This window comes from Microbacterium sp. NPDC055910 (assembly GCF_042271185.1).
GTDB lineage: Bacteria > Actinomycetota > Actinomycetes > Actinomycetales > Microbacteriaceae > Microbacterium.
This window is the reverse complement of sequence record NZ_JBHJZS010000034.1, coordinates 13,959-33,389: the sequence shown is the minus strand read 5'-3', so window position 1 is coordinate 33,389 and position 19,431 is coordinate 13,959. Positions and strand designations below refer to the sequence as shown.

Genomic DNA, 19,431 nt, shown 5'->3' with positions numbered 1-19,431 from the left:
GAGAAGGACCGCCCCTTTCGGGACGGTCCTTCTCGCATCTTGTGGAGCCTAGGAGATTCGAACTCCTGACATCCTGCTTGCAAAGCAGGCGCTCTACCAACTGAGCTAAGGCCCCGGGGCTTTGTGTGTGGGGCTACCAGGACTTGAACCTGGGACCTCTTCATTATCAGTGAAGCGCTCTAACCGCCTGAGCTATAGCCCCGATCGTGACTCGTGATGCACGGTCAACCTCCAAGAGGTTACCGGAACCGTGCCGTTTTCACGAATCGACGGACCCTCAGTTCGACGTGAAGCCGACGAGGAGTCCGCCCGTCACCTTGACGGCGAGATTGTAGATCCCGGCGAACACGGCACCGAGCACCGTGACCACGACGAGATTGAGGATCGCCACGATCGCCGAGAAGGCGAGAACCTGCGGCAGGCTCACGAACGTCGACAGCAGGAAGCTGCCGTCCGAGAAGCCCGCGAAGAACTCGTCGGCCCGGTCGATGAGGCCCGTCGTCTGCACGACGAGGAAGATCAGCACGAACGACACGACCGTCACGACGGCGATCGCGATCGCCGCCAGGAACGACAGCTTGACCGCCGACCAGAAGTCGACGTACACGAGCCGCAGGCGCACCTGCTTCGCGCTGGTCTTGCGGCTGGACTTCTTCGCGAGCTTGTCGGCTACCGTGCTCATGCGTCAGTACTCTCTTCGGGGATCTCAGGCGAGACAGCGGGATCGTCGGCGGATTCGTTCGCCGGCTCGGCTGCCTCGGCGTCGTCGGCCAGACCCCGTTCACCATTCCGTGCGATCGCGAGGATGCGATCGTCGGCGGCGGAGCGGGCGAACACGACACCCATCGTGTCGCGGCCCTTGGCGGGGACCTCGGCCACGGCAGAGCGTACCACCTTGCCGCTGGCAAGAACCACCAAGACTTCGTCGTCCTCCGAGACGATGAGACCGCCCGCGAGATCGCCGCGATCGTCGTTGAGCTTGGCCACCTTGATGCCCAGCCCGCCACGACCCTGCACGCGATACTGGTCGACCGCGGTGCGCTTGGCGTAGCCGCCCTCGGTCACGACGAACACGAATCCGTCGTCGGCGGCGACCGACGCCGACAGCAGGGAATCGCCCTCGCGGAATGACATTCCCTTGACGCCCGACGTGGAGCGTCCCATCGGACGCAGCGCCTCGTCGGTCGCCGAGAATCGCAGCGACATGCCGTGCCGGCTGATCAGCAGGATGTCGTCGCCTTCGTCGACGAGCAGAGCGCTGACGAGCTCGTCGGATCCGTTCGTCGTCGGAACCGTGTCATCTTCGTCGTCGTCGTCGATGTCGTCCGAACCGTCGGAACGCAGCTTGATCGCGATGATCCCGCCCTGACGGTTCGTGTCGTACTCCTCCAGGCGCGTCTTCTTCACCAGCCCGCCCCGCGTCGCCAGGACGAGGTACGTGGCGACCTGGTAGTCGCGGATGTCGAGGATCTGCGCGATCTCCTCACCCGGCTGGAGCGCGAGCAGGTTCGCGACGTGCTGGCCCTTCGCGTCGCGGCCGGCCTCGGCGATCTCGTACGTCTTGGCGCGGTAGACCCGGCCCTTCGTCGTGAAGAACAGCAGCCAGTGGTGCGTCGTCGTGACGAAGAAGTGCTCGACGACGTCGTCGGCGCGCAGCTGCGCGCCCTTGACGCCCTTGCCGCCCCGGTGCTGCGAGCGATAGTTGTCGCTGCGCGTGCGCTTGACGTATCCGTCGCGCGTGACGGTGACGACCATCTCCTCTTCGGGGATGAGGTCTTCGATCGACATGTCGCCGTCGAATCCGTGCAGGATCTCGGTGCGCCGATCGTCGCCGAACTTGGCGACGATGTCGGTGAGCTCCTCGTGCACGATCGTGCGCTGGCGGGCCGGCGTCGCGAGGATGTCCTTGAAGTCGGCGATCTGCAGTTCGAGCTCGTTCGCCTCGTCGATGATCTTCTGACGCTCGAGCGCTGCCAGGCGTCGCAGCTGCATCTCGAGGATCGCCTGCGCCTGGTCGTCGTCGATGTCAAGCAGCGACTTCAGGCCCTCGCGCGCCTCGTCGACCGTGGGCGAGCGACGGATGAGGGCGATGACCTCGTCGAGGGCGTCGAGCGCCTTCAGGTATCCGAGCAGGATGTGCATGCGACGCTCGGCCTTGGCCAGGCGGAACGTCGTGCGGCGCACGATGACTTCGATCTGGTGATCGATCCAGTGCGAGATGAACCCGTCGAGCGGCAGGGTGCGCGGCACGCCGTCGACGATCGCGAGCATGTTCGCACCGAAGTTGTCCTGCAGCTGCGTGTGCTTGTACAGATTGTTGAGCACGACCTTCGCCACGGCGTCGCGCTTGAGCACGATGACGAGGCGCTGCCCCGTGCGATCGGACGTCTCGTCGCGGATGTCGGCGATTCCCGTGATCTTGCCCTCGCGCGCGAGATCGCTGATCTTGATCGCGACGTTGTCGGGGTTGACCTGGTAGGGCAGCTCGGTGATGACGAGGCACGTGCGCCCCTGGAGCTCTTCGATCGAGACGACGGCCCGCATCGTGATCGACCCGCGGCCCGTGCGGTACGCCTCCTTGATGCCGCGCGTGCCGAGGATCTGCGCCGCCGTCGGGAAGTCGGGGCCCGGGATGCGCTCCATGAGCGCTTCGAGCAGCTCTTCGCGCGTGGCATCCGGATTCTCCAGCGCCCACAGCGCACCGGAGGACACCTCGCGCAGATTGTGCGGCGGGATGTTCGTCGCCATACCGACCGCGATGCCGACCGAGCCGTTCACCAGCAGGTTCGGGAACCGCGCCGGGAGGACGGTGGGTTCCTGCGTCTGACCGTCGTAGTTGTCCTGGAAATCGACGGTGTCTTCTTCGATGTCGCGCACCATCTCGAGCGCGAGCGGAGCCATCTTCGTCTCGGTGTACCGCGGCGCCGCGGCGCCCTGGTTGCCCGGCGATCCGAAGTTGCCCTGCCCGAGCGCGAGCGGATAGCGCAGCGACCACGGCTGCACGAGACGCACGAGTGCGTCGTAGATCGGCGAGTCACCGTGCGGGTGGTACTGACCCATCACCTCGCCGACGACGCGCGCGCACTTCGAGAACGAGCGGTCAGGCCGGAAACCGCCGTCGTACATGCCGTAGATCACACGGCGGTGCACGGGCTTGAGTCCGTCGCGGACGTCGGGCAGCGCGCGCCCGACGATGACGCTCATCGCATAGTCGAGGTAGCTGCGCTGCATCTCGGACTGCAGATCGACCTGGTCGATCTTGCCGTGGTCGTGCACCGGCACGGGGCGCTCGGATGCTGCGCCTGTCGAAGTATCGTCAGTCATTCTCGTCTTCTCTGTGAACGGGTCGCTGAGCCTGGTGCAGGGTCAGATATCGAGGAAGCGGACGTCCTTGGCGTTGCGCTGGATGAATCCGCGGCGCGATTCGACGTCTTCGCCCATCAGGATCGTGAAGATCTCGTCGGCCGCGGCCGCGTCGTCGATCGTCACCTGCTTGAGCGTGCGAGTCGTCGGGTCCATCGTGGTCTCCCACAGTTCCTTGGCGTTCATCTCGCCCAGACCCTTGTACCGCTGGATCGCATTGTCCTTGGGGATGCGTTTGCCCAGAGCGATTCCGTCGGCGAGAAGGGCGTCACGCTCCCGGTCGCTGAAGACGTACTCGTGCGGCTGGTTCGACCACTTGATGCGGTACAGCGGCGGCTGAGCGAGGTAGACGAACCCGGCTTCGATGAGCCCGCGCATGTAGCGGAAGAGCATCGTCAGCAGCAGCGTCGTGATGTGCTGGCCGTCGACGTCGGCATCGGCCATCAGCACGATCTTGTGGTAGCGCGCCTTCTCGATGTCGAAGTCCTCGCCGATGCCCGTGCCGAAGGCCTGGATCATGGCTTGGACTTCTCTGTTGCCCAGCGCCCGGTCGAGGCGCGCACGCTCGACGTTGAGGATCTTTCCGCGCAGCGCGAGGATCGCCTGCGTGTGCGGGTCGCGCCCCTGCACGGCCGAGCCGCCGGCGGAGTCTCCCTCGACGAGAAAGATCTCACTGATCGACGGGTCCTTGCTCGAGCAGTCCTTGAGCTTGTCGGGCATCGCCGCCGACTCGAAGACGCTCTTGCGTCGCGCCGTCTCTCGCGCCTTGCGCGCCGCCATCCGGGCCGACGCCGCATCGATCGCCTTGCGCACGACGTTCTTCGCCTGCACGGGGTTGCGGCCGAACCAGTCGCCGAGCTGATCGCCGACGACCTTCTGCACGAAGGCCTTGGCTTCGGTGTTGCCGAGCTTGGTCTTGGTCTGGCCTTCGAACTGGGGCTCGGACAGCTTGATCGAGATGACGGCCGTCAGCCCTTCGCGCACGTCGTCGCCCGAGAGGTTCTCATCCTTCTCTTTGAGCAGGTTCTGCGCGCGGGCGTACTTGTTCACGAGCGTCGTGAGCGCCGCGCGGAAGCCCTCTTCGTGAGTGCCGCCCTCGTGCGTGTTGATCGTGTTGGCGTACGTGAAGACGTTCTCGGTGTAGCTCGTCGTCCACTGCATCGCGACTTCGAGGGCGATCTTGCGATTGCCGTCCTCGGACTCGAAGGCGATGATGTCGTCGTTGACGTGCTCGGCCTTGCGCACGTGGTTGAGGTATTCGACGTAGTCGACGAGTCCGCGCTCGTAGAGGAAGCTGTCGTTGGGCTGCTGCAGCACGACCTCGCCCGGCTCCGTCTCCTCCTCGTAGGCCGAGGACGGACGCTCGTCGCGCAGATCGATGCGCAGACCCTTGTTGAGGAACGCCATCTGCTGGAACCGGGTGCGCAGCGTTTCGTACTCGAAGTCGGTCGTCTCGAAGATCGTGTCGTCGGGCCAGAACGTGATCGTCGTGCCCGTCTCCGTGCTCTCTTCGCCGCGTTCCAGCGGTGCCTGCGGAATGCCGCCGCCCTCGAAGGACTGCCGCCACACGTAGCCCTGGCGCCTCACCTCGACGTCGAGTCGTGTCGACAGCGCGTTCACGACCGACGATCCGACGCCGTGCAGACCACCCGAGACGGCGTACCCGCCGCCGCCGAACTTTCCGCCGGCGTGCAGCACCGTGAGGACGACCTCGACGGTGGACTTGCCTTCGGTGCGGTGCATGTCCACGGGGATGCCGCGACCGTTGTCGACGACACGCACCGCCCCGTCGGGGAGGATCGTGATCGTGATCGTGTCGCAGTGACCGGCGAGCGCCTCATCGACCGAGTTGTCGACGATCTCGTAGACGAGGTGGTGCAGGCCGCGCGGTCCCGTCGAGCCGATGTACATGCCGGGGCGCTTGCGCACCGCCTCGAGGCCCTCGAGAACCTGGATCTCATCTGCGCCGTACTCTCCGGCGACCCCGCCGCGCGCTTCTGATCCGGTCGTTTCCACTGCGCGTTCGGGATTCTCAGACGTCATTGGGTTCAAGCACTCCAGATCGATGGCGAGGGCACCCGTCAGTCTATCGTCTTCGAGCCGTCGCCGCCCGTTCTGCGCCCGTCTGGCGCGATGAAAACGGATCAGCCACCTATCGGCATGGCTCAGCCGTAGGTATCGCGCGGACCGCGGCCTGGAATGGCTCTCGGGCCCCATTTCCACGAGGGGACGTCCGGCCCCAAGAAGCGGATGGCAGTGACACGGGCCTCGGGGAACCTGCGCACGATCTCGGAGAGGATGTGCGAGCGCATGAGCTGAAGCTGCTTCGCCCACGCCGTGGAATCGGCCTGGACCGTGAGCGTGCCCTCTTGAAAGGCGACAGGCCGGGTGTGACGAGCCGTGTCGGCGCCGGCCACTTCATCCCACGCGCGCACGACGTCTTCGCGCGCCAGCTGCGAGTCCCATCCGGCCTCACGCGTCATGGCCGAGAGCACGTCACCGAGACCGTGCGGGTCGCGGCCGGGCGTGAACGGCTCGTGCTCGTCGTCGCCCGAGCGGCGCTTCTTGCGCCGGAACGTGCGGGCAGAAGGCTCGAGTCCGCGAAGCCGCAGGTAGGTGGCGACCGTCTCGGGAACCTCGACCGGCTCAGACATCGGTCGTCTCCAGGATCCTGCCCGCCTCGACACGCACGACCCGCGCACGCAGCGCGGAGGGCACATCGGCATCGACGGCGGCCGTCACGACGACCTGCTCGAAGTCTCCGACGAGCGCGGCGAGCCGGGCACGCCGATCCGCATCCAGCTCGGCGAAGACGTCGTCGAGGATCAGCACGGGGTCGCCGAGTCGCGATTCGGCGCGCAGCAGTTCGGCCGACGCCAGTCTCAGCGCGAGGGCGATCGACCACGACTCCCCGTGCGAGGCGTAGCCCTTGACCGGAAGTCCGCGCAGCCGCAGCAGCAGGTCGTCGCGGTGCGGTCCCACGAGAGTCAGGCCGCGCTCGAGCTCGGTCGCGCGCTTCGCAGCGAGGGCGACCCGGAACTGGTCCTCGAGTGCGCGAGCCGGATCATCGGATGCCGCGGCGTCGATGCCCTCTTCAGGATCTCCGCCGCCGATCGACAGCGCCCACACCACCTCGGGGCGGTGATCGGCCCCGGCGATGGCCGTGTATGCCGCGATGAGCGGACCGCGGAGATCTTCGGCGAGGTCTCTTCGGGCGCGGATGACCTCTGCCCCGAGCGTGACGAGTTTGTCGTCCCACACTTCGAGCGTCGACAGTGCGTCACCTCGGATGCCGCGGGCACGCGCGGATTTCAGCAGCGCGGTGCGCTGCTTGAGCACTCGCTCGTAGTCGGAGAGGACACCGGCCATGCGGGGCGAGCGCTGCACGAGCAGCTGATCGGCGAAGCGCCGCCGCGATGAGGGGTCACCACGCACGATCTGCAGGTCTTCGGGGGCGAACAGCACGACCTGCGCGTACCGCGGGAGTTCGGTGGGCTTGACGGATGCACCGTTGACCCGCGCCTTGTTCGCGCCCTGCCGATTGATCTGCACTTCGAGCAGCACGCTGCGCTCACCGTGAGCCAAGCGGGCGCGAACGATCGCGGCATCCGCACCGTCTCGCACCATGGGGGCGTCGTTCGACACGCGGTGGGAGCCGAGCGTGGCCAAGAACGCGATCGCTTCGGCGAGGTTCGTCTTTCCCTGACCGTTGCGCCCGACGAAAACGTTGGGACCGGGCACGAGCGCGACGTCGGCGGCCGCATAGTTGCGGAAGTCGACGAGGTTGAGCTGTTCCACGATCACTCCGCCAGCCTAACGACGGCCCCTGACAGGCTCCTCGCCTCCACGGTGGGATCGACTCGGTCCCTGAGCCTGCCGAAGGGTCGTCCGCAACCGCGACCCTTCGATGAACTCAGGGACCGCGGGCGAACTCCCGGGCCGTGAGCGAACTCCCGGTCCGTGAGCGAACTCCCGGACCGCGGGGCGAAGTCAGCGCAGCAGCAGGTTCGGCTGCAGCAGGTACTTGAACGAGTCCTCGCCCGACTTGTCGACCGAGGTCTGCGGCGTGATGAGGATCGGGCTGAGCTTGTTGGCGTTGTCGCTCGAGGTGAAGGTCACGCGCGCGAACTCGCTGCGCACGGCGCCGAGCGACTCGAGCAGGTACTGCGGGTTGAGTCCGAGGGTGACCTCGTCGCCGACGAGATTGGCATCGACGGACTCCGATGCCCGCGCCTGCTCGGTGCCCGACGCATCCATCGACACGGTGTCGGTCGTGAAGGTGAACCGCAGCGGAGCCGAGCGATCCAGCACGAGCGACACACGACGGACCGCCTCGGCGAGATCGGCGGTGTTGACGACGGCGTGATGCTCGGTGGCATCCGGGAAAAGTCGCCGCACCGGCGGGAAATTGCCCTTGATGAGCAGCGACGTCACGGTCTTGTTGCCCGACGTGAACGCGATGATCTCGCGATCGCCGGATCCCGAGAACGCGACACGGATCTCACCGGAGTGCGCGAAGGTCTTGCCGACCTCGGTGAGGGTGCGCGCAGGCACGAGGGCCGTGACGGGTTCATCGGAGGCCGTCGTGCCGCCGTCCCACGGGATCTCACGCAGGGCGACGCGGTAGCGGTCCGTTGCGACGAGGCTCAATGTCGTTCCGGACACCTCGAGCTGAACCCCCGTGAGCACGGGGGTGACGTCGTCGCGCGATGCGGCGAAAGCGACCTGGGCGATGGCCGTCGCGAAGTCCTCACCGGGAACGACACCCGAGTCACCGGTGACTTCGGGGATCGCGGGGTATTCCTGCACCGGCATCGACGAGAGCGTGAATCGCGCGGAGCCGCACGTGAGCAGGATGCCGTCGTCGTCGACTTCGATCTGGATCGGTGCGTTGGGCAGACGGCTGGCGATCTCGGAGAGCAGCCGGCCGTGCACGAGGATCGTGCCGGGTTCGTCGATGGTCGCTTCGATCGTCGTGCGAGCGGATGCTTCGTAGTCGAAGGCCGACAGCGAGAGCCCTGCATCGGACGCTTCGATCAGCACGCCCGCGAGGATCGGCTGCGGATTGCGCTGCGGCAGGAGCTTGACGACGAACGACACGGCCTCGCTGAACACATCGCGATTGACGTGGAACTTCACGAATGCTCCCTCGATCTTGTTGGGAGTACTCATGCTAGTGCCCTCGACTGGTCATGCCGGAGTCTGTCATCGGCGAGATCGGATCCGGTCGAAGTTTTCCCCTTGAGGTGATCGGACCGGGATCTCTATGTCATTCACTGTCATGGTGTTAACCGCTGTGGAAACTGTGGATAACTCTGGGGATACCTTTCGGGACATGGAAACTACATCCGTGTGAGATGTGGAATGGCTGCGGATGACTGCGGGAGCGCATCTCGTCGGTGACGGTGTTCATCCACATGCGCTGTGTCGATCGTGCACACGAATTCGACAGTCCGGCGAAGTTATCCCCAGGTTATCCACATGTGCAGAACCTGCATGATGAGCCCTTGCGAGCCCCATGTCAAACCGACGGATCAGCGTCCGCCGCGACCGAGCTGCGACGTGATCTCGGACACCTGATTGAAGATGGAGCGGCGCTCTTTCATGAGCTCGCTGATCTTCTTGTAGGCGTACATCACGGTCGTGTGATCGCGATTGCCGAAGAGCTGCCCGATCTTGGGAAGAGACAGGCTCGTGCGCTCGCGACACAGGTACATCGCGATCTGACGGGCCGTCGCGATGGATTGGGAGCGGCTCGAACCGTACAGATCGTCGACCGTGAGCTTGAAGTACTGCGCGGTGGCCGTGATGATGTCCGTCGGTGAGATGACGTTGGCGTCGTCCTGATCGATGATGTCGCGCAGCACGGTCTGGGCGAGAGACATGTCGAGGGTCGAGCGATTGAGGCTCGCGAAGGCGGAGACGCGGATGAGCGCTCCCTCGAGCTCGCGGATGTTCGATGAGACGACGGTCGCGATGTACTCGAGCACTTCGTCGGGGATGTGCAGTCGCTCGGATTGGGCCTTCTTGCGGAGGATCGCGATGCGGGTCTCGAGGTCGGGTGCCTGCACGTCGGTGATGAGGCCCCACTCGAACCGGCTGCGCATGCGGTCTTCGAATCCGGTCAGGTGCTTCGGCGGCACATCGCTCGTGATCACGACCTGCTTGTTGTGGTCGTGCAGCGTGTTGAACGTGTGGAAGAACGCTTCCTGCGTCTCGGCGCGGCCCTGCAGGAACTGGATGTCGTCGATCAGGAGGATGTCGACCTCGCGGTAACGCGCCTGGAAGGCCGAGCCGCGGTTGTTCGCGATCGAGTTGATGAAATCGTTCGTGAACTCTTCGCTCGAGACGTAGCGCACCTTGATTCCGGCATAGAGGCTGATCGCGTAGTCGCCGATGGCGTGCAGCAGGTGCGTCTTCCCGAGTCCGGAGTCACCGTAGATGAAGAGCGGGTTGTAGGCCTTGGCCGGGGCTTCGGCGACGGCGACGGCGGCGGCATGGGCGAAACGGTTGGACTGCCCGATGACGAAACTGTCGAACGTGTACTTCGGGTTCAGGCGGGTGTCGCTGCGGGTGACGCCGGGCGCGGCATCCGGCACGTCTTCGATCGGGGAGCGCGGAGCCGGCGCGGACGCGATCGGCGACTCGGTGTGGATCGGGATCGGCACGGTGAGGTGGGCATCGACGAGATCGGGATTGACGACGACGCGGAACTGCGTGACTTCGCCCTGGGGCGAGGCGGTGGCGATCGCCTCGAGCACGGGACCGCGCATGCGCTTGGTGAACTGTGCCGCGGTCAGGTCGTTGGGCACATCGAGATAGAGGGTGCCGGCCATGACGCCCTGCGGCACGGCGAGGTTCAGGAAGCCCTCGAGCTGGGGGGTGATGCGATCGTCGGTGCGAAGGACATCCAGCACAGCGGACCAGACAGGAACATCTGGATTCTCGTGCGCTGACATAGCCCCCCCGGGGTGTTGATGATTCCACCGGATGCCGCGGATTCATCGCGAACCGCCTGTGGATAACTGCCGGAGCAACGCTAGTCACGGTGCGACCCGGGAGCAAACTCCACTGTAGGGAGGAGCGGCGTGTCTTTGCCAGGGTCCGAGCGGGAAATGGGGATAATGACCCGTTCCGGGTTCGGTTTGAGTTCTGACGACGATGCACGTAGCCTTAGCCGGTTGACTTATGCCCTTCGGGGCTGGTCCCCTCATCGTCGTCTTCGGCCCTCGACGTATCCACGTGGAGCCCGCGGACCACCTCATCCGGAGTGATCTCATGAGCAAGCGCACGTTCCAGCCCAACAACCGCCGCCGCGCCAAGAAGCACGGCTTCCGTGCCCGCATGCGCACCCGCGCCGGCCGCGCGATCCTCGCGGCACGTCGCGGCAAGGGCCGCACCGAGCTCTCCGCCTGACCCAGCACGTTGCTGGCGAGGCCGAACCGACTCACTCGCGGAGCGGAGTACAAGGCCGTCGTCCGTCGGGGCCGACGGTGCGTCGGCGAGCACACCGTGACGTACGTCGGCGGTTCGGCCGATGATTCCGCGGCTCGCTTCGGTTTCATCGTGAGTCGCCAGGTCGGCTCCGCCGTTGTGCGCAACACCGTCCGCCGTCGGCTCAAAGCCGTCTGTGCCGGAGCGCTGCCGTCGGTCCGGCCCGGTGCCGAGATCGTGATCCGTGCGCTGCCGAGCGCGGCGACGGCCGATTTCGGTGAGCTGCGCGACGAGGTCGTCCGCTGCCTCTCGCGTCGGGCGGCAGCATGAGCGTCCTTCCGGCCTATGCTCTCGGCGATGCCCGATGGGCGGCATCCGATCTGCTGCCTTCCATCCCGCTTGCTCCGCGCAACCTCGTGCTCGGGCTGTTGCACGGCTACCGCGCGACGATCTCGCACCTCTACGGCGACGTCTGCAAGTACTATCCGTCGTGCTCGGCCTATGCCGTCGGCGCCGTCCAGCAGCACGGTGCGCTCAAGGGTGCGGCGCTGACCGCCGCCCGTCTCGCACGTTGCCACCCGTGGGCCGTCGGGGGCGTCGATGACGTTCCGGCCCATTCGAGCTTTCGTCACGCGCTGACCCCTCACGGGTTCGTCGTGCCTGTCCCCACCGGAAAGGATTGATCCGCCGTATGGATCTTCTGCTTGCCTCGACACCCGCCCCGGACGCGGGTGGAGGCGGATTCGACCTCATCGGGACCATCCTGTGGCCGCTGAAATGGCTCGTCGAGCTCGTCCTCGTCGGATGGCACTGGCTGTTCACGGCGGCCGGGCTTCCTGCCGCAGAGGGCATCACCTGGGTTCTGTCGATCGTCGGTCTCGTCATCGTCGTGCGCTCGGCGATGATCCCGCTTTTCGTCAAGCAGATCAAGAGCCAGCGGAAGATGATGGAAATCGCCCCTGAACTGCGGAAAGTTCAGGAGAAATACCGCGGGAAGCGCGATCAGCTCTCCCGCGAGGCGATGAGTCGCGAGACGATGGCCCTCTACAAGAAGCACGGCACGACACCCGTGTCGAGCTGTCTGCCGCTGCTCGTGCAGATGCCGGTCTTCTTCGCCCTGTTCAGCGTGCTGAACGATGTGCAGAAGATCCGCGACAATCCGAACTTCAGCGGTGTCGGGCTGCTCAACACAGAGCTCACACAGGAGTTCTATGACGCGAAGCTCTTCGGTGTGGCATCCCTGCACGAGACGCTGATCAACGCCGTCGAGAGCAGCAACACCGTCGCGATCGTGATCCTCGTGATCCTCGTCGTGCTCATGATCGGGTCGCAGTTCTTCACGCAGCTGCAGATCATCTCGAAGAACCTGTCGCCCGAGGCCAAGACCGGCCAGGCCTACCAGATGCAGAAGATCATGCTCTGGGTGCTGCCGTTCGCGTTCGTCTTCTCGGGTGTGTTCTTCCCGCTCGGTGTCGTCATCTACTGGTTCGTGTCGAACCTGTGGACGATGGGCCAGCAGTTCCTCGTCATCCGCGAAATGCCCACTCCCGGTTCGGATGCCGCCAAGGCACGCGAAGAGCGGCTCGCTCGCAAGGGCAAGGCGATCGATTCGTCGGGCAAGGTCGTCCCGATGGAGAAGTACCTCGCAGAGCAGCAGCGTCTGCTCGAAGAGGCCGAGCGCGCTCGTGCCGCGGCCCCGAAGCGCCAGCAGCCCGTCAGCAAGCAGCGTGCCAAGAAGAAGCAGGGCGGTGCCGGACCGCAGAAGAAGCCGGACGCTGACGGCAAAAGCTGACACCCGAACCAGAACGATAACGAGGACACCATGAGCATCTCCCCCGACGTCTCCGCCGAGGAACGGCCTGAGCGCGCGCCGGCGACGGTCGAGCAGCTCGAACAGGAAGGCGACATCGCCGCCGACTTCATCGAGGGCCTCCTGGATATCGCTGACATCGACGGCGATCTCGACCTCGACGTTCGGTCCGGTCGAGCCTATGTCTCGGTGGAGCCGCCGGAGGGTGGCTCGGTGGACCTCTTGTCCGACCCCGACACGGTGCACGCGCTGCAAGAACTCACCCGCATCGTCGTGCAGAACCAGACCGGTCGGTTCTCACGCCTGATCCTCGACATCGGCGGATCCCGTGATGCGCGCCAGCGCGAGCTCGAGGCGCTCGTCGACCGGGCGATCGAGCGGCTCGACGAGGGCGCATCCCAGGCATCCCTGCCGGCGATGTCGAGCTATGAGCGCAAGCTCGTGCACGACGTCGTGGCGGAACGGGGATTCGTGTCGGAGTCCTACGGCGAGGCCGCGGATCGTCACACCGTGATCCGGCGCGCCTGACGCGTTTCACGTGAAACATTCATGAGTGACATCGAGATCGAGCCGGCCGCAGCCACGGAGATCTTCGGCGACCGCATCGACCTGGCGCGCCGGTTCGCCGATTCCCTGGGGCGTCACGGCGAAGAACGCGGGCTCATCGGTCCCCTCGAACCGCCGCGGTTGTGGTCGCGCCACATTCTGAACAGTGCGGTCGTTGCTCCCCTGTTCTCTGGCCGCGTCGGAGACGTCGGATCAGGTGCGGGACTGCCCGGGCTCGTCCTGGCTATCGCGCGTCCTGACGTCGAGTTCGTGCTGATCGAGCCGATGGAGCGACGCGTCGCCTGGTTGACGGAGCAGGTAGCCGACCTCGGCCTCGACAATGTCGAAGTGCTGCGCACGCGGGCAGAGGACTGGGATCGCGGTCCCGTGCTGGATGTCGTCACCGCGCGAGCCGTCAGTGCGCTGCGCACCCTCGTGGCGATCACCGCACCTCTTGTTAAGGACGGCGGTGAACTGATCCTCCTCAAGGGAGCTTCCGCGCCGGGAGAGATCGACGCGGCTCAGAAGCAGCTGCGCCGATTCCACGTGACCGACGTGCGCGTTGAGATCGTGGGCGCCGACCTCCTGGACGAACCCACCCGCGTCGTCCGCGCCACCGTTCGCTGACCTCCGGACGCCGGTGATCGAGTAGCGCCTGCGGCGCGTGGTCTCGATACGCCGGCTTCGCCGTCTACTCGACCACCGGGTGGGCGCGCGGTCCCGGTGATCGAGTAGCGCCTCCGGCGCGTATCGAGATCCTCCCCACGTTTCACGTGAAACACCCGCGTGGCGAGGTTCCTGGTCTCGATGCGCCGGCTTCCCCGACTACTCGACCACCGGCGGGTGCGCCGGTCCCGGTGATCGAGTAGCGCCCCCGGCGCGTATCGAGATCCTCCCCACGTTTCACGTGAAGCACGCTCTCAGCGGCGAACTGGTCTCGATACGCCGGCTTCGCCGTCTACTCGACCACCGGTGGGGACGCCAGACCCCGGTGATCGAGTAGCGCCCCCGGCGCGTATCGAGATCTTCACTCGTTTCACGTGAAGCACGCTCTCGGTGGCGAACTGGTCTCGATACGCCGGTTTCGCCGTCTACTCGACCACCGGTGGGGACGCCGAACCCCGGTGATCGAGTAGCGCCTGCGGCGCGTATCGAGATCTTCACTCGTTTCACGTGAAACGCGATCTCTGCGGCGAACTGGTCTCGATACGCCGGCTTCGCCGTCTACTCGACCACCGGTGGGTGCGCCGAACCCCGGTGATCGAGTAGCGCCTGCGGCGCGTATCGAGATCCTCCCCGCGTTTCACGTGAAACACGATCTCAGCGGCGAACTGGTCTCGATACGCCGGCTTCGCCGTCTACTCGACCACCGGTGGGTGCGCCGGTCCCGGTGATCGAGTAGCGCCTTCGGCGCGTATCGAGATCCTCCCCACGTTTCACGTGAAACACCCGCGTGGGTGGGCGACCTGGTCTCGATACGCCGGCTTCGCCGTCTACTCGACCACCGGATAGCCGCACGTACCCGGTGATCGAGTAGCGCCTTCGGCGCGTATCGAGATCTTCACTCGTTTCACGTGAAACACCGGTGTGAGTGGGTGTCCTGGTCTCGATACGCCGGCTTCGCCGTCTACTCGACCACCGGATAGCCGCACGTACCCGGTGATCGAGTAGCGCCTCCGGCGCGTATCGAGATCCTCCCCTCGTTTCACGTGAAACACGATCTCAGCGGCGAACTGGTCTCGATACGCCGGCTTCGCCGTCTACTCGACCACCGGTTGGGTGCGCTGTCCCCGGTGATCGAGTAGCGCCTGCGGCGCGTATCGAGATCATGTCCATACGTGTCCTCCACAGAGCACGTCCGTCAGGCATTCACCACGAATGCCCGACCGTGGTGCTTGAGAATCGCACGCGTACGTCAACGTGGACCGATGGCATACATGTACATCCTCGAGTGCAGCGACCGAACTACCTATGTCGGCAGCACCCGTGATCTAGAGCGGCGTCTGTGGGAACACAACAATGGCGAGGGATCGGCGTACACGCGATGTCGCCTGCCGGTCAGGCTGCTGTACTTCGAAGAGTACGAGCGAGTAGAAGACGCGTTCCGCCGCGAGAAGCAAGTTCAAAACTGGGGTCGCGCGAAGCGTTTGGCCCTCGTGAAGGAACGCGCCGAACGGCTTCCGGAGCTGAGCAAGAAGCGCCGCCGCCCCTCGGTGATCGAGTAGCGCCGGAGGCGCGTATCGAGATCTCTTGTTTCACGTGAAACGTGGGGGTTTCGATACGGCGGCGGGGCCGCCTACTCGACCACCGGGGGTGGTGGTTCGGTGCGCGTATCGAGATCATGACACCTGCGCGGAAGCACCGCGTGGGGGTGGGGCAGGTTAGAGTGGGATGCGTTGTCCGACGACCCCATCCAGGAGACCGTTTCACGTGGAACATCCCGACGAACCGGCGCCGACGGCATCCTCTTTCAGCCTCGACGACTCGCCGATCGCCCGGGAACTCGCGGATCTCAATGCCCGTCGACGAGTCCTCGAGAGCGCGGAAGTTCAGTTCAGTGGTCGCACGCGCGTCCTGACGATCTCGAACCAGAAGGGCGGGGTGGGAAAGACCACCACGACGGTCAATGTCGCCGCCGCGCTCGCGGCTGCCGGCGCCCGCGTGCTCGTGATCGACCTGGACCCGCAGGGAAACGCATCGACGGCGCTCGGCGTCCCTCATAGCGCGGAGATCCCGAGCATCTACGACGTCCTGATCGACGAGTTTCCGCTCGCCGACGTCATCCAGACCAGCCCCGAATCACCCCGACTGTTCTGCGCCCCCAGCACGATCCACCTCGCGGGTGCCGAAATCGAGCTCGTCTCGCAGGTCGCCCGCGAACATCGCCTGCGCACCGCACTCGACAGCTACCTCGCGAACGAGGAGCATCGCCTCGATTTCGTGCTCATCGACTGCCCGCCCTCGCTCGGTCTGCTCACGATCAACGCCTTCACCGCCGCCACCGAGCTGCTCATCCCGATCCAGTGCGAGTACTACGCGCTGGAAGGCCTGAGCCAGCTGCTCGGCACGGTCCAGATGATCCAGAAGCACCTCAATCCGCGTCTGAACCTGTCGACGATCATGCTCACCATGTACGACGGGCGCACCCGCCTCGCTCAGCAGGTCGCCGAAGAAGTACGACAGCACTTTCCGAACGAGGTGCTCGACACCGTCATCCCACGTTCGGTGCGTGTTTCGGAAGCGCCGAGCTTCGGACAGACGGTCATCGCCTACGACGGCCAATCCGCCGGCGCGGTCGCCTACCGCGAAGCCGCTGTCGAGATCATCCGGCGCGACGGCGCCCCTCAACCCCCACGAGAAGAAGAGGAGTCCTGATGGCGAAGCGCACAGGCCTCGGTCGCGGCATCGGCGCCCTCATTCCCACCAGCGAACCCACTGAGGCTCGTCCCGCCGACGTGTTCTTCCCGCGGGGGACCCCGTCAGAAGGGGATCCTTCGCCCGACGGCGCCGCATCGCCCGACGACGCGACCACGACGACAACGGCTCCCGCGTCGCCTGAGCTCGTCGCGGTCCCCGGCGCGCACCTCGCGCACATCGATCCGCACACGATCGTTCCCAACCCGCGCCAGCCGCGCACGCACTTCGATGCCGACGACCTCGCCGAGCTCGTGCACAGCGTTCGCGAGTTCGGCGTACTGCAGCCCGTCGTCGTGCGCGACACAGGCGAGGGCACGTACGAGCTCATCATGGGCGAGCGCCGCACCCGCGCCGCCCGCGAGGCGGGCCTCGAGTCGATCCCCGCCGTCATCCGCGAGACCTCCGACGAGCACCTGCTGCGCGACGCTCTGCTCGAGAACCTTCACCGCTCCGAACTGAACCCGCTCGAAGAGGCCTCGGCCTATGAGCAGCTCCTCGCCGACTTCGGGATCACGCAAGAGGAGCTCGCGAGCCGGATCGGCCGTTCCCGCCCGCAGATCAGCAACACGATCCGCCTGCTCAAGCTTCCCGTGCCCGTGCAGCAGCGCGTCGCCGCCGGCGTGCTCACGGCCGGTCATGCCCGCGCGATCCTGTCGGTCGACGACACTGACGCGATGCAGCGGCTGGCCGACAAGATCGTCAACGAGGACCTCTCCGTGCGCGCCGCCGAAGCTGCCGCGAAGATGACGGATGCCGCCGGCACACGCCGTCCGAAGCCGCAAGCCGGGTCCCGGCGCGCACACCTTGACGACCTCGCGGGACGGCTCGGGGATCGCCTCAACACGCGCGTCAAGATCGCACTAGGCGCCCGAAAGGGCCAGATCAGCATTGATTTCGCCAGCATCCAGGATCTCAACCGCATCCTCGAGGAACTCGGCGAGACGCCGTTCGGCGCGAGCTGACGAAGCGTCGAGCACGCGGCACCCGCCTCGAGAACATCCCGGTCGGCGTCGGCACCCGCATCGCCGTACCGACGTACCCTGGATAGGTGAGGAACGACGACCAGACGCCCCGGCGCCGAGCGAGCTTGGAACTGCTGCGTGCCGAGGCGACCGACGAACTTTCCGTCGTCATCGACGAGCGTCTGCGTTCCGGTGAAGACCCGTGGGAGTTCATGGAGGACTTGCCGACGGTTGACGAGCTCGTCGTGTTCACGCTGCGCGCCGAGAACATCGAGGCCGACGGCGGCGTGCGTCCGACGGCTGCCCGGCACTATCGCGTGCTGCGTCAGATCGCCGAGGACTATCCGCAGCTGACGCCCGCCGTCTGGCGGCTGCTCGGTGACGCCAATACGCACCGCCTCTGGGATGCCACGGTGCGCGCAGACGCCTCATAGAACACGAAACCCCCGATGACGTAGGAAAACATCACCGGGGGCTTCGGATGCTAGGTGTCAGCCGATGTACTTGGCGAGGTCCTGCTCGAGCGCGAACTTCGGCTTGGCGCCGACGATGGTCGCCTCGACCTCGCCCTTGTTGAAGACCTTCATCGCCGGGATCGAGGTGATCTGGTACTTCATCGCGAGATCAGGGTTCTCGTCGACGTTGAGCTTGAGGATCGTGATCTTGTCGGGGTTCTCGGCCTGGATCTCGTCGAGAACGGGAGCGACCATGCGACACGGTCCACACCATGCGGCCCAGAAGTCCACGAGCACGGGTCCTTCGGCCTGGAGCACGTCCTGCTCCCAGGTGGCCGACGTCGTCGCCTTGGCGGTCATGTGTATCTCCTTCTGTGGGACGTCTCTGGATGGGGGAAACGTGCGAGACGCCGGGTTTGTTCCGAGGGTGTCAGGCGACGCCGACGTCGGCGAGCCCGTCGATGGGGGAGGATTCGGCGGCCGGAGTCCCCGCCTCGCCGAGTGCGGCGAGGTAGTGCTCGACGTCGAGCGCGGCCACGGTGCCGCTGCCCGCGGCCGTGACGGCCTGCCGGTACGTGGGGTCGATGACGTCGCCGGCGGCGAAGATGCCCGGCACCGAGGTGCGTGAGGTGCGACCGTCGACCCACACCGTGCCTTCGGGGGTGAGGTCGAGCTTGCCGTGCACGAGGTGCGTGCGCGGGTCGTTGCCGATCGCGACGAAGACGCCGTCGAGCGCGAGCTCGCGCGTCTCACCCGTGCGGGTGTCGCTCAGCACGATGCCCGTGACGGCGTCCTCACCGAGGATGTCGGCGACTTCGCTGTTCCACACGAACTCGATCTTGTCGTTGGCGAAGGCGCGGTCCTGCATGATCTTGGATGCGCGCAGCTCGTCGCGGCGGTGGATGACGTAGACCTTCGAGGCGAACTTGGTGAGGAACGTGGCTTCCTCCATCGCCGAGTCGCCTCCGCCGACGACGGCGATCGTGCGCTCGCGGAAGAAGAACCCGTCACAGGTCGCGCAGTACGACACTCCACGGCCGGCGAGACGGGCTTCGCCTTCGATCCCGATCTTGCGCGGCGCCGAACCGGTCGCGAACACGATCGACTCCGCCTCGTGCACGCCACCCGAGCCCAGGACCACGCGCTTGACGGGTCCGTCGACATCGAGCGACACGACATCGTCGTACAGCACCTCTGCGCCGAACCGTTCCGCCTGCGCCTGCATCTTCGCCATCAGGTCGGGGCCCATGATCCCCTCGGGGAAACCGGGGAAGTTCTCGACATCGGTCGTGTTCATGAGCTCACCACCGGCCTCGACCGAGCTCGCCACGACGAGCGGCTCGAGATTGGCCCGCGCCGCGTAGATGGCGGCGGTGTATCCGGCCGGTCCGGAACCGATGACGATGACGTGACGCACGAAGACTCCTTCTCGATGACGGATGCT

At 65.7% G+C, this 19,431-nt stretch carries 19 protein-coding genes and 2 tRNA genes; 10 read left to right on the top strand and 11 right to left on the bottom strand.

The window, feature by feature from the left end; genetic code table 11:
* Positions 1-42 precede the first annotated feature (42 nt).
* From ACFC3F_RS12715 to dnaA, 9 genes are all read right to left on the bottom strand, one after another.
* A tRNA-Ala gene (locus tag ACFC3F_RS12715) sits at positions 43-115 on the bottom strand.
* A gap of 13 nt (positions 116-128) precedes the next feature.
* Positions 129-202, bottom strand: a tRNA-Ile gene (locus ACFC3F_RS12710).
* A 75-nt stretch (positions 203-277) separates the two neighbouring features.
* Positions 278-682: a DUF3566 domain-containing protein gene (locus ACFC3F_RS12705; protein WP_376130205.1), complete on the bottom strand. Its 405-nt coding sequence runs from the start codon at positions 680-682 to the stop codon at positions 278-280.
* The gene (gene gyrA, locus ACFC3F_RS12700) at positions 679-3,324 is read right to left on the bottom strand and encodes a DNA gyrase subunit A (protein ID WP_376130203.1); all 2,646 of its coding nucleotides are present in this window, start codon (positions 3,322-3,324) and stop codon (positions 679-681) included. The genes ACFC3F_RS12705 and gyrA overlap by 4 nt, the downstream gene beginning before the upstream one ends.
* 42 nt (positions 3,325-3,366) lie before the next feature.
* The gene (gyrB, locus tag ACFC3F_RS12695) at positions 3,367-5,406 is read right to left on the bottom strand and encodes a DNA topoisomerase (ATP-hydrolyzing) subunit B (RefSeq protein WP_376130200.1); all 2,040 of its coding nucleotides are present in this window, start codon (positions 5,404-5,406) and stop codon (positions 3,367-3,369) included.
* Positions 5,407-5,528: 122 nt separating this feature from the next.
* Complete coding sequence (locus ACFC3F_RS12690) at positions 5,529-6,017, bottom strand: DUF721 domain-containing protein (protein ID WP_376130197.1); 489 nt, start codon at positions 6,015-6,017, stop codon at positions 5,529-5,531.
* Positions 6,010-7,167, bottom strand: coding sequence for a DNA replication/repair protein RecF (gene recF, locus ACFC3F_RS12685; RefSeq protein ID WP_376130193.1), 1,158 nt, complete (start codon positions 7,165-7,167; stop codon positions 6,010-6,012). The genes ACFC3F_RS12690 and recF overlap by 8 nt, the downstream gene beginning before the upstream one ends.
* A gap of 186 nt (positions 7,168-7,353) precedes the next feature.
* Positions 7,354-8,502: a DNA polymerase III subunit beta gene (gene dnaN, locus ACFC3F_RS12680; protein ID WP_376130211.1), complete on the bottom strand. Its 1,149-nt coding sequence runs from the start codon at positions 8,500-8,502 to the stop codon at positions 7,354-7,356.
* A 395-nt stretch (positions 8,503-8,897) separates the two neighbouring features.
* Positions 8,898-10,322, bottom strand: coding sequence for a chromosomal replication initiator protein DnaA (gene dnaA / locus ACFC3F_RS12675; protein ID WP_376130190.1), 1,425 nt, complete (start codon positions 10,320-10,322; stop codon positions 8,898-8,900).
* A 319-nt stretch (positions 10,323-10,641) separates the two neighbouring features.
* Here dnaA and rpmH point away from each other — a divergent pair, with 319 nt between their 5' ends.
* The 10 genes from rpmH to ACFC3F_RS12625 all read left to right on the top strand — a co-directional run bounded on the left by rpmH (position 10,642) and on the right by ACFC3F_RS12625 (position 17,966).
* Entirely contained in the window at positions 10,642-10,779 is a 138-nt protein-coding gene (gene rpmH / locus ACFC3F_RS12670; protein ID WP_043595303.1) for a 50S ribosomal protein L34, read from the top strand.
* A gap of 9 nt (positions 10,780-10,788) precedes the next feature.
* Entirely contained in the window at positions 10,789-11,127 is a 339-nt protein-coding gene (gene rnpA, locus ACFC3F_RS12665) for a ribonuclease P protein component (RefSeq protein ID WP_376130185.1), read from the top strand.
* Positions 11,124-11,480, top strand: coding sequence for a membrane protein insertion efficiency factor YidD (gene yidD, locus ACFC3F_RS12660; protein ID WP_376130182.1), 357 nt, complete (start codon positions 11,124-11,126; stop codon positions 11,478-11,480). Before rnpA ends, yidD begins: the two co-directional genes overlap by 4 nt.
* 8 nt (positions 11,481-11,488) lie before the next feature.
* Complete coding sequence (gene yidC, locus ACFC3F_RS12655; RefSeq protein WP_376130179.1) at positions 11,489-12,589, top strand: membrane protein insertase YidC; 1,101 nt, start codon at positions 11,489-11,491, stop codon at positions 12,587-12,589.
* A 30-nt stretch (positions 12,590-12,619) separates the two neighbouring features.
* On the top strand, positions 12,620-13,135 hold the full coding sequence (locus ACFC3F_RS12650) for a protein jag (protein WP_376130176.1): 516 nt from the start codon (positions 12,620-12,622) through the stop codon (positions 13,133-13,135).
* 21 nt (positions 13,136-13,156) lie between these two features.
* Entirely contained in the window at positions 13,157-13,780 is a 624-nt protein-coding gene (gene rsmG, locus ACFC3F_RS12645; RefSeq protein ID WP_376130173.1) for a 16S rRNA (guanine(527)-N(7))-methyltransferase RsmG, read from the top strand.
* A 1,301-nt stretch (positions 13,781-15,081) separates the two neighbouring features.
* A complete protein-coding gene (locus ACFC3F_RS12640) occupies positions 15,082-15,378 on the top strand; it encodes a GIY-YIG nuclease family protein (RefSeq protein WP_376130170.1) in 297 nt (98 codons plus the stop codon).
* A gap of 166 nt (positions 15,379-15,544) precedes the next feature.
* Entirely contained in the window at positions 15,545-16,528 is a 984-nt protein-coding gene (locus ACFC3F_RS12635; protein WP_376130167.1) for a ParA family protein, read from the top strand.
* Positions 16,528-17,532, top strand: a complete 1,005-nt coding sequence (locus ACFC3F_RS12630; RefSeq protein ID WP_376130164.1) for a ParB/RepB/Spo0J family partition protein — start codon at positions 16,528-16,530, stop codon at positions 17,530-17,532. Before ACFC3F_RS12635 ends, ACFC3F_RS12630 begins: the two co-directional genes overlap by 1 nt.
* An 86-nt stretch (positions 17,533-17,618) precedes the next feature.
* Positions 17,619-17,966, top strand: a complete 348-nt coding sequence (locus ACFC3F_RS12625; protein ID WP_376130161.1) for a tryptophan synthase subunit alpha — start codon at positions 17,619-17,621, stop codon at positions 17,964-17,966.
* A gap of 57 nt (positions 17,967-18,023) precedes the next feature.
* On the opposite strand, the gene trxA is transcribed toward ACFC3F_RS12625, so the two are convergent.
* Complete coding sequence (trxA, locus tag ACFC3F_RS12620) at positions 18,024-18,347, bottom strand: thioredoxin (RefSeq protein WP_376130158.1); 324 nt, start codon at positions 18,345-18,347, stop codon at positions 18,024-18,026.
* A 70-nt stretch (positions 18,348-18,417) separates the two neighbouring features.
* Entirely contained in the window at positions 18,418-19,404 is a 987-nt protein-coding gene (gene trxB, locus ACFC3F_RS12615) for a thioredoxin-disulfide reductase (RefSeq protein WP_376130155.1), read from the bottom strand.
* Positions 19,405-19,431 lie beyond the last annotated feature (27 nt).

What these genes read in the sequence shown, in the direction of transcription:
- ACFC3F_RS12635 (WP_376130167.1), top strand. Translation starts at nt 15,545, where the DNA reads ATGCGTTGTCCGACGACCCCATCCAGGAGACCGTTTCACGTGGAACAT.
- ACFC3F_RS12705 (WP_376130205.1), bottom strand. Translation starts at nt 682, where the DNA reads ATGAGCACGGTAGCCGACAAGCTCGCGAAGAAGTCCAGCCGCAAGACC.
- yidD (WP_376130182.1), top strand. Translation starts at nt 11,124, where the DNA reads ATGAGCGTCCTTCCGGCCTATGCTCTCGGCGATGCCCGATGGGCGGCA.
- ACFC3F_RS12650 (WP_376130176.1), top strand. Translation starts at nt 12,620, where the DNA reads ATGAGCATCTCCCCCGACGTCTCCGCCGAGGAACGGCCTGAGCGCGCG.
- rpmH (WP_043595303.1), top strand. Translation starts at nt 10,642, where the DNA reads ATGAGCAAGCGCACGTTCCAGCCCAACAACCGCCGCCGCGCCAAGAAG.
- ACFC3F_RS12690 (WP_376130197.1), bottom strand. Translation starts at nt 6,017, where the DNA reads ATGTCTGAGCCGGTCGAGGTTCCCGAGACGGTCGCCACCTACCTGCGG.
- gyrA (WP_376130203.1), bottom strand. Translation starts at nt 3,324, where the DNA reads ATGACTGACGATACTTCGACAGGCGCAGCATCCGAGCGCCCCGTGCCG.
- dnaA (WP_376130190.1), bottom strand. Translation starts at nt 10,322, where the DNA reads ATGTCAGCGCACGAGAATCCAGATGTTCCTGTCTGGTCCGCTGTGCTG.
- gyrB (WP_376130200.1), bottom strand. Translation starts at nt 5,406, where the DNA reads ATGACGTCTGAGAATCCCGAACGCGCAGTGGAAACGACCGGATCAGAA.
- ACFC3F_RS12630 (WP_376130164.1), top strand. Translation starts at nt 16,528, where the DNA reads ATGGCGAAGCGCACAGGCCTCGGTCGCGGCATCGGCGCCCTCATTCCC.
- ACFC3F_RS12640 (WP_376130170.1), top strand. Translation starts at nt 15,082, where the DNA reads ATGGCATACATGTACATCCTCGAGTGCAGCGACCGAACTACCTATGTC.
- rsmG (WP_376130173.1), top strand. Translation starts at nt 13,157, where the DNA reads ATGAGTGACATCGAGATCGAGCCGGCCGCAGCCACGGAGATCTTCGGC.
- trxA (WP_376130158.1), bottom strand. Translation starts at nt 18,347, where the DNA reads ATGACCGCCAAGGCGACGACGTCGGCCACCTGGGAGCAGGACGTGCTC.
- yidC (WP_376130179.1), top strand. Translation starts at nt 11,489, where the DNA reads ATGGATCTTCTGCTTGCCTCGACACCCGCCCCGGACGCGGGTGGAGGC.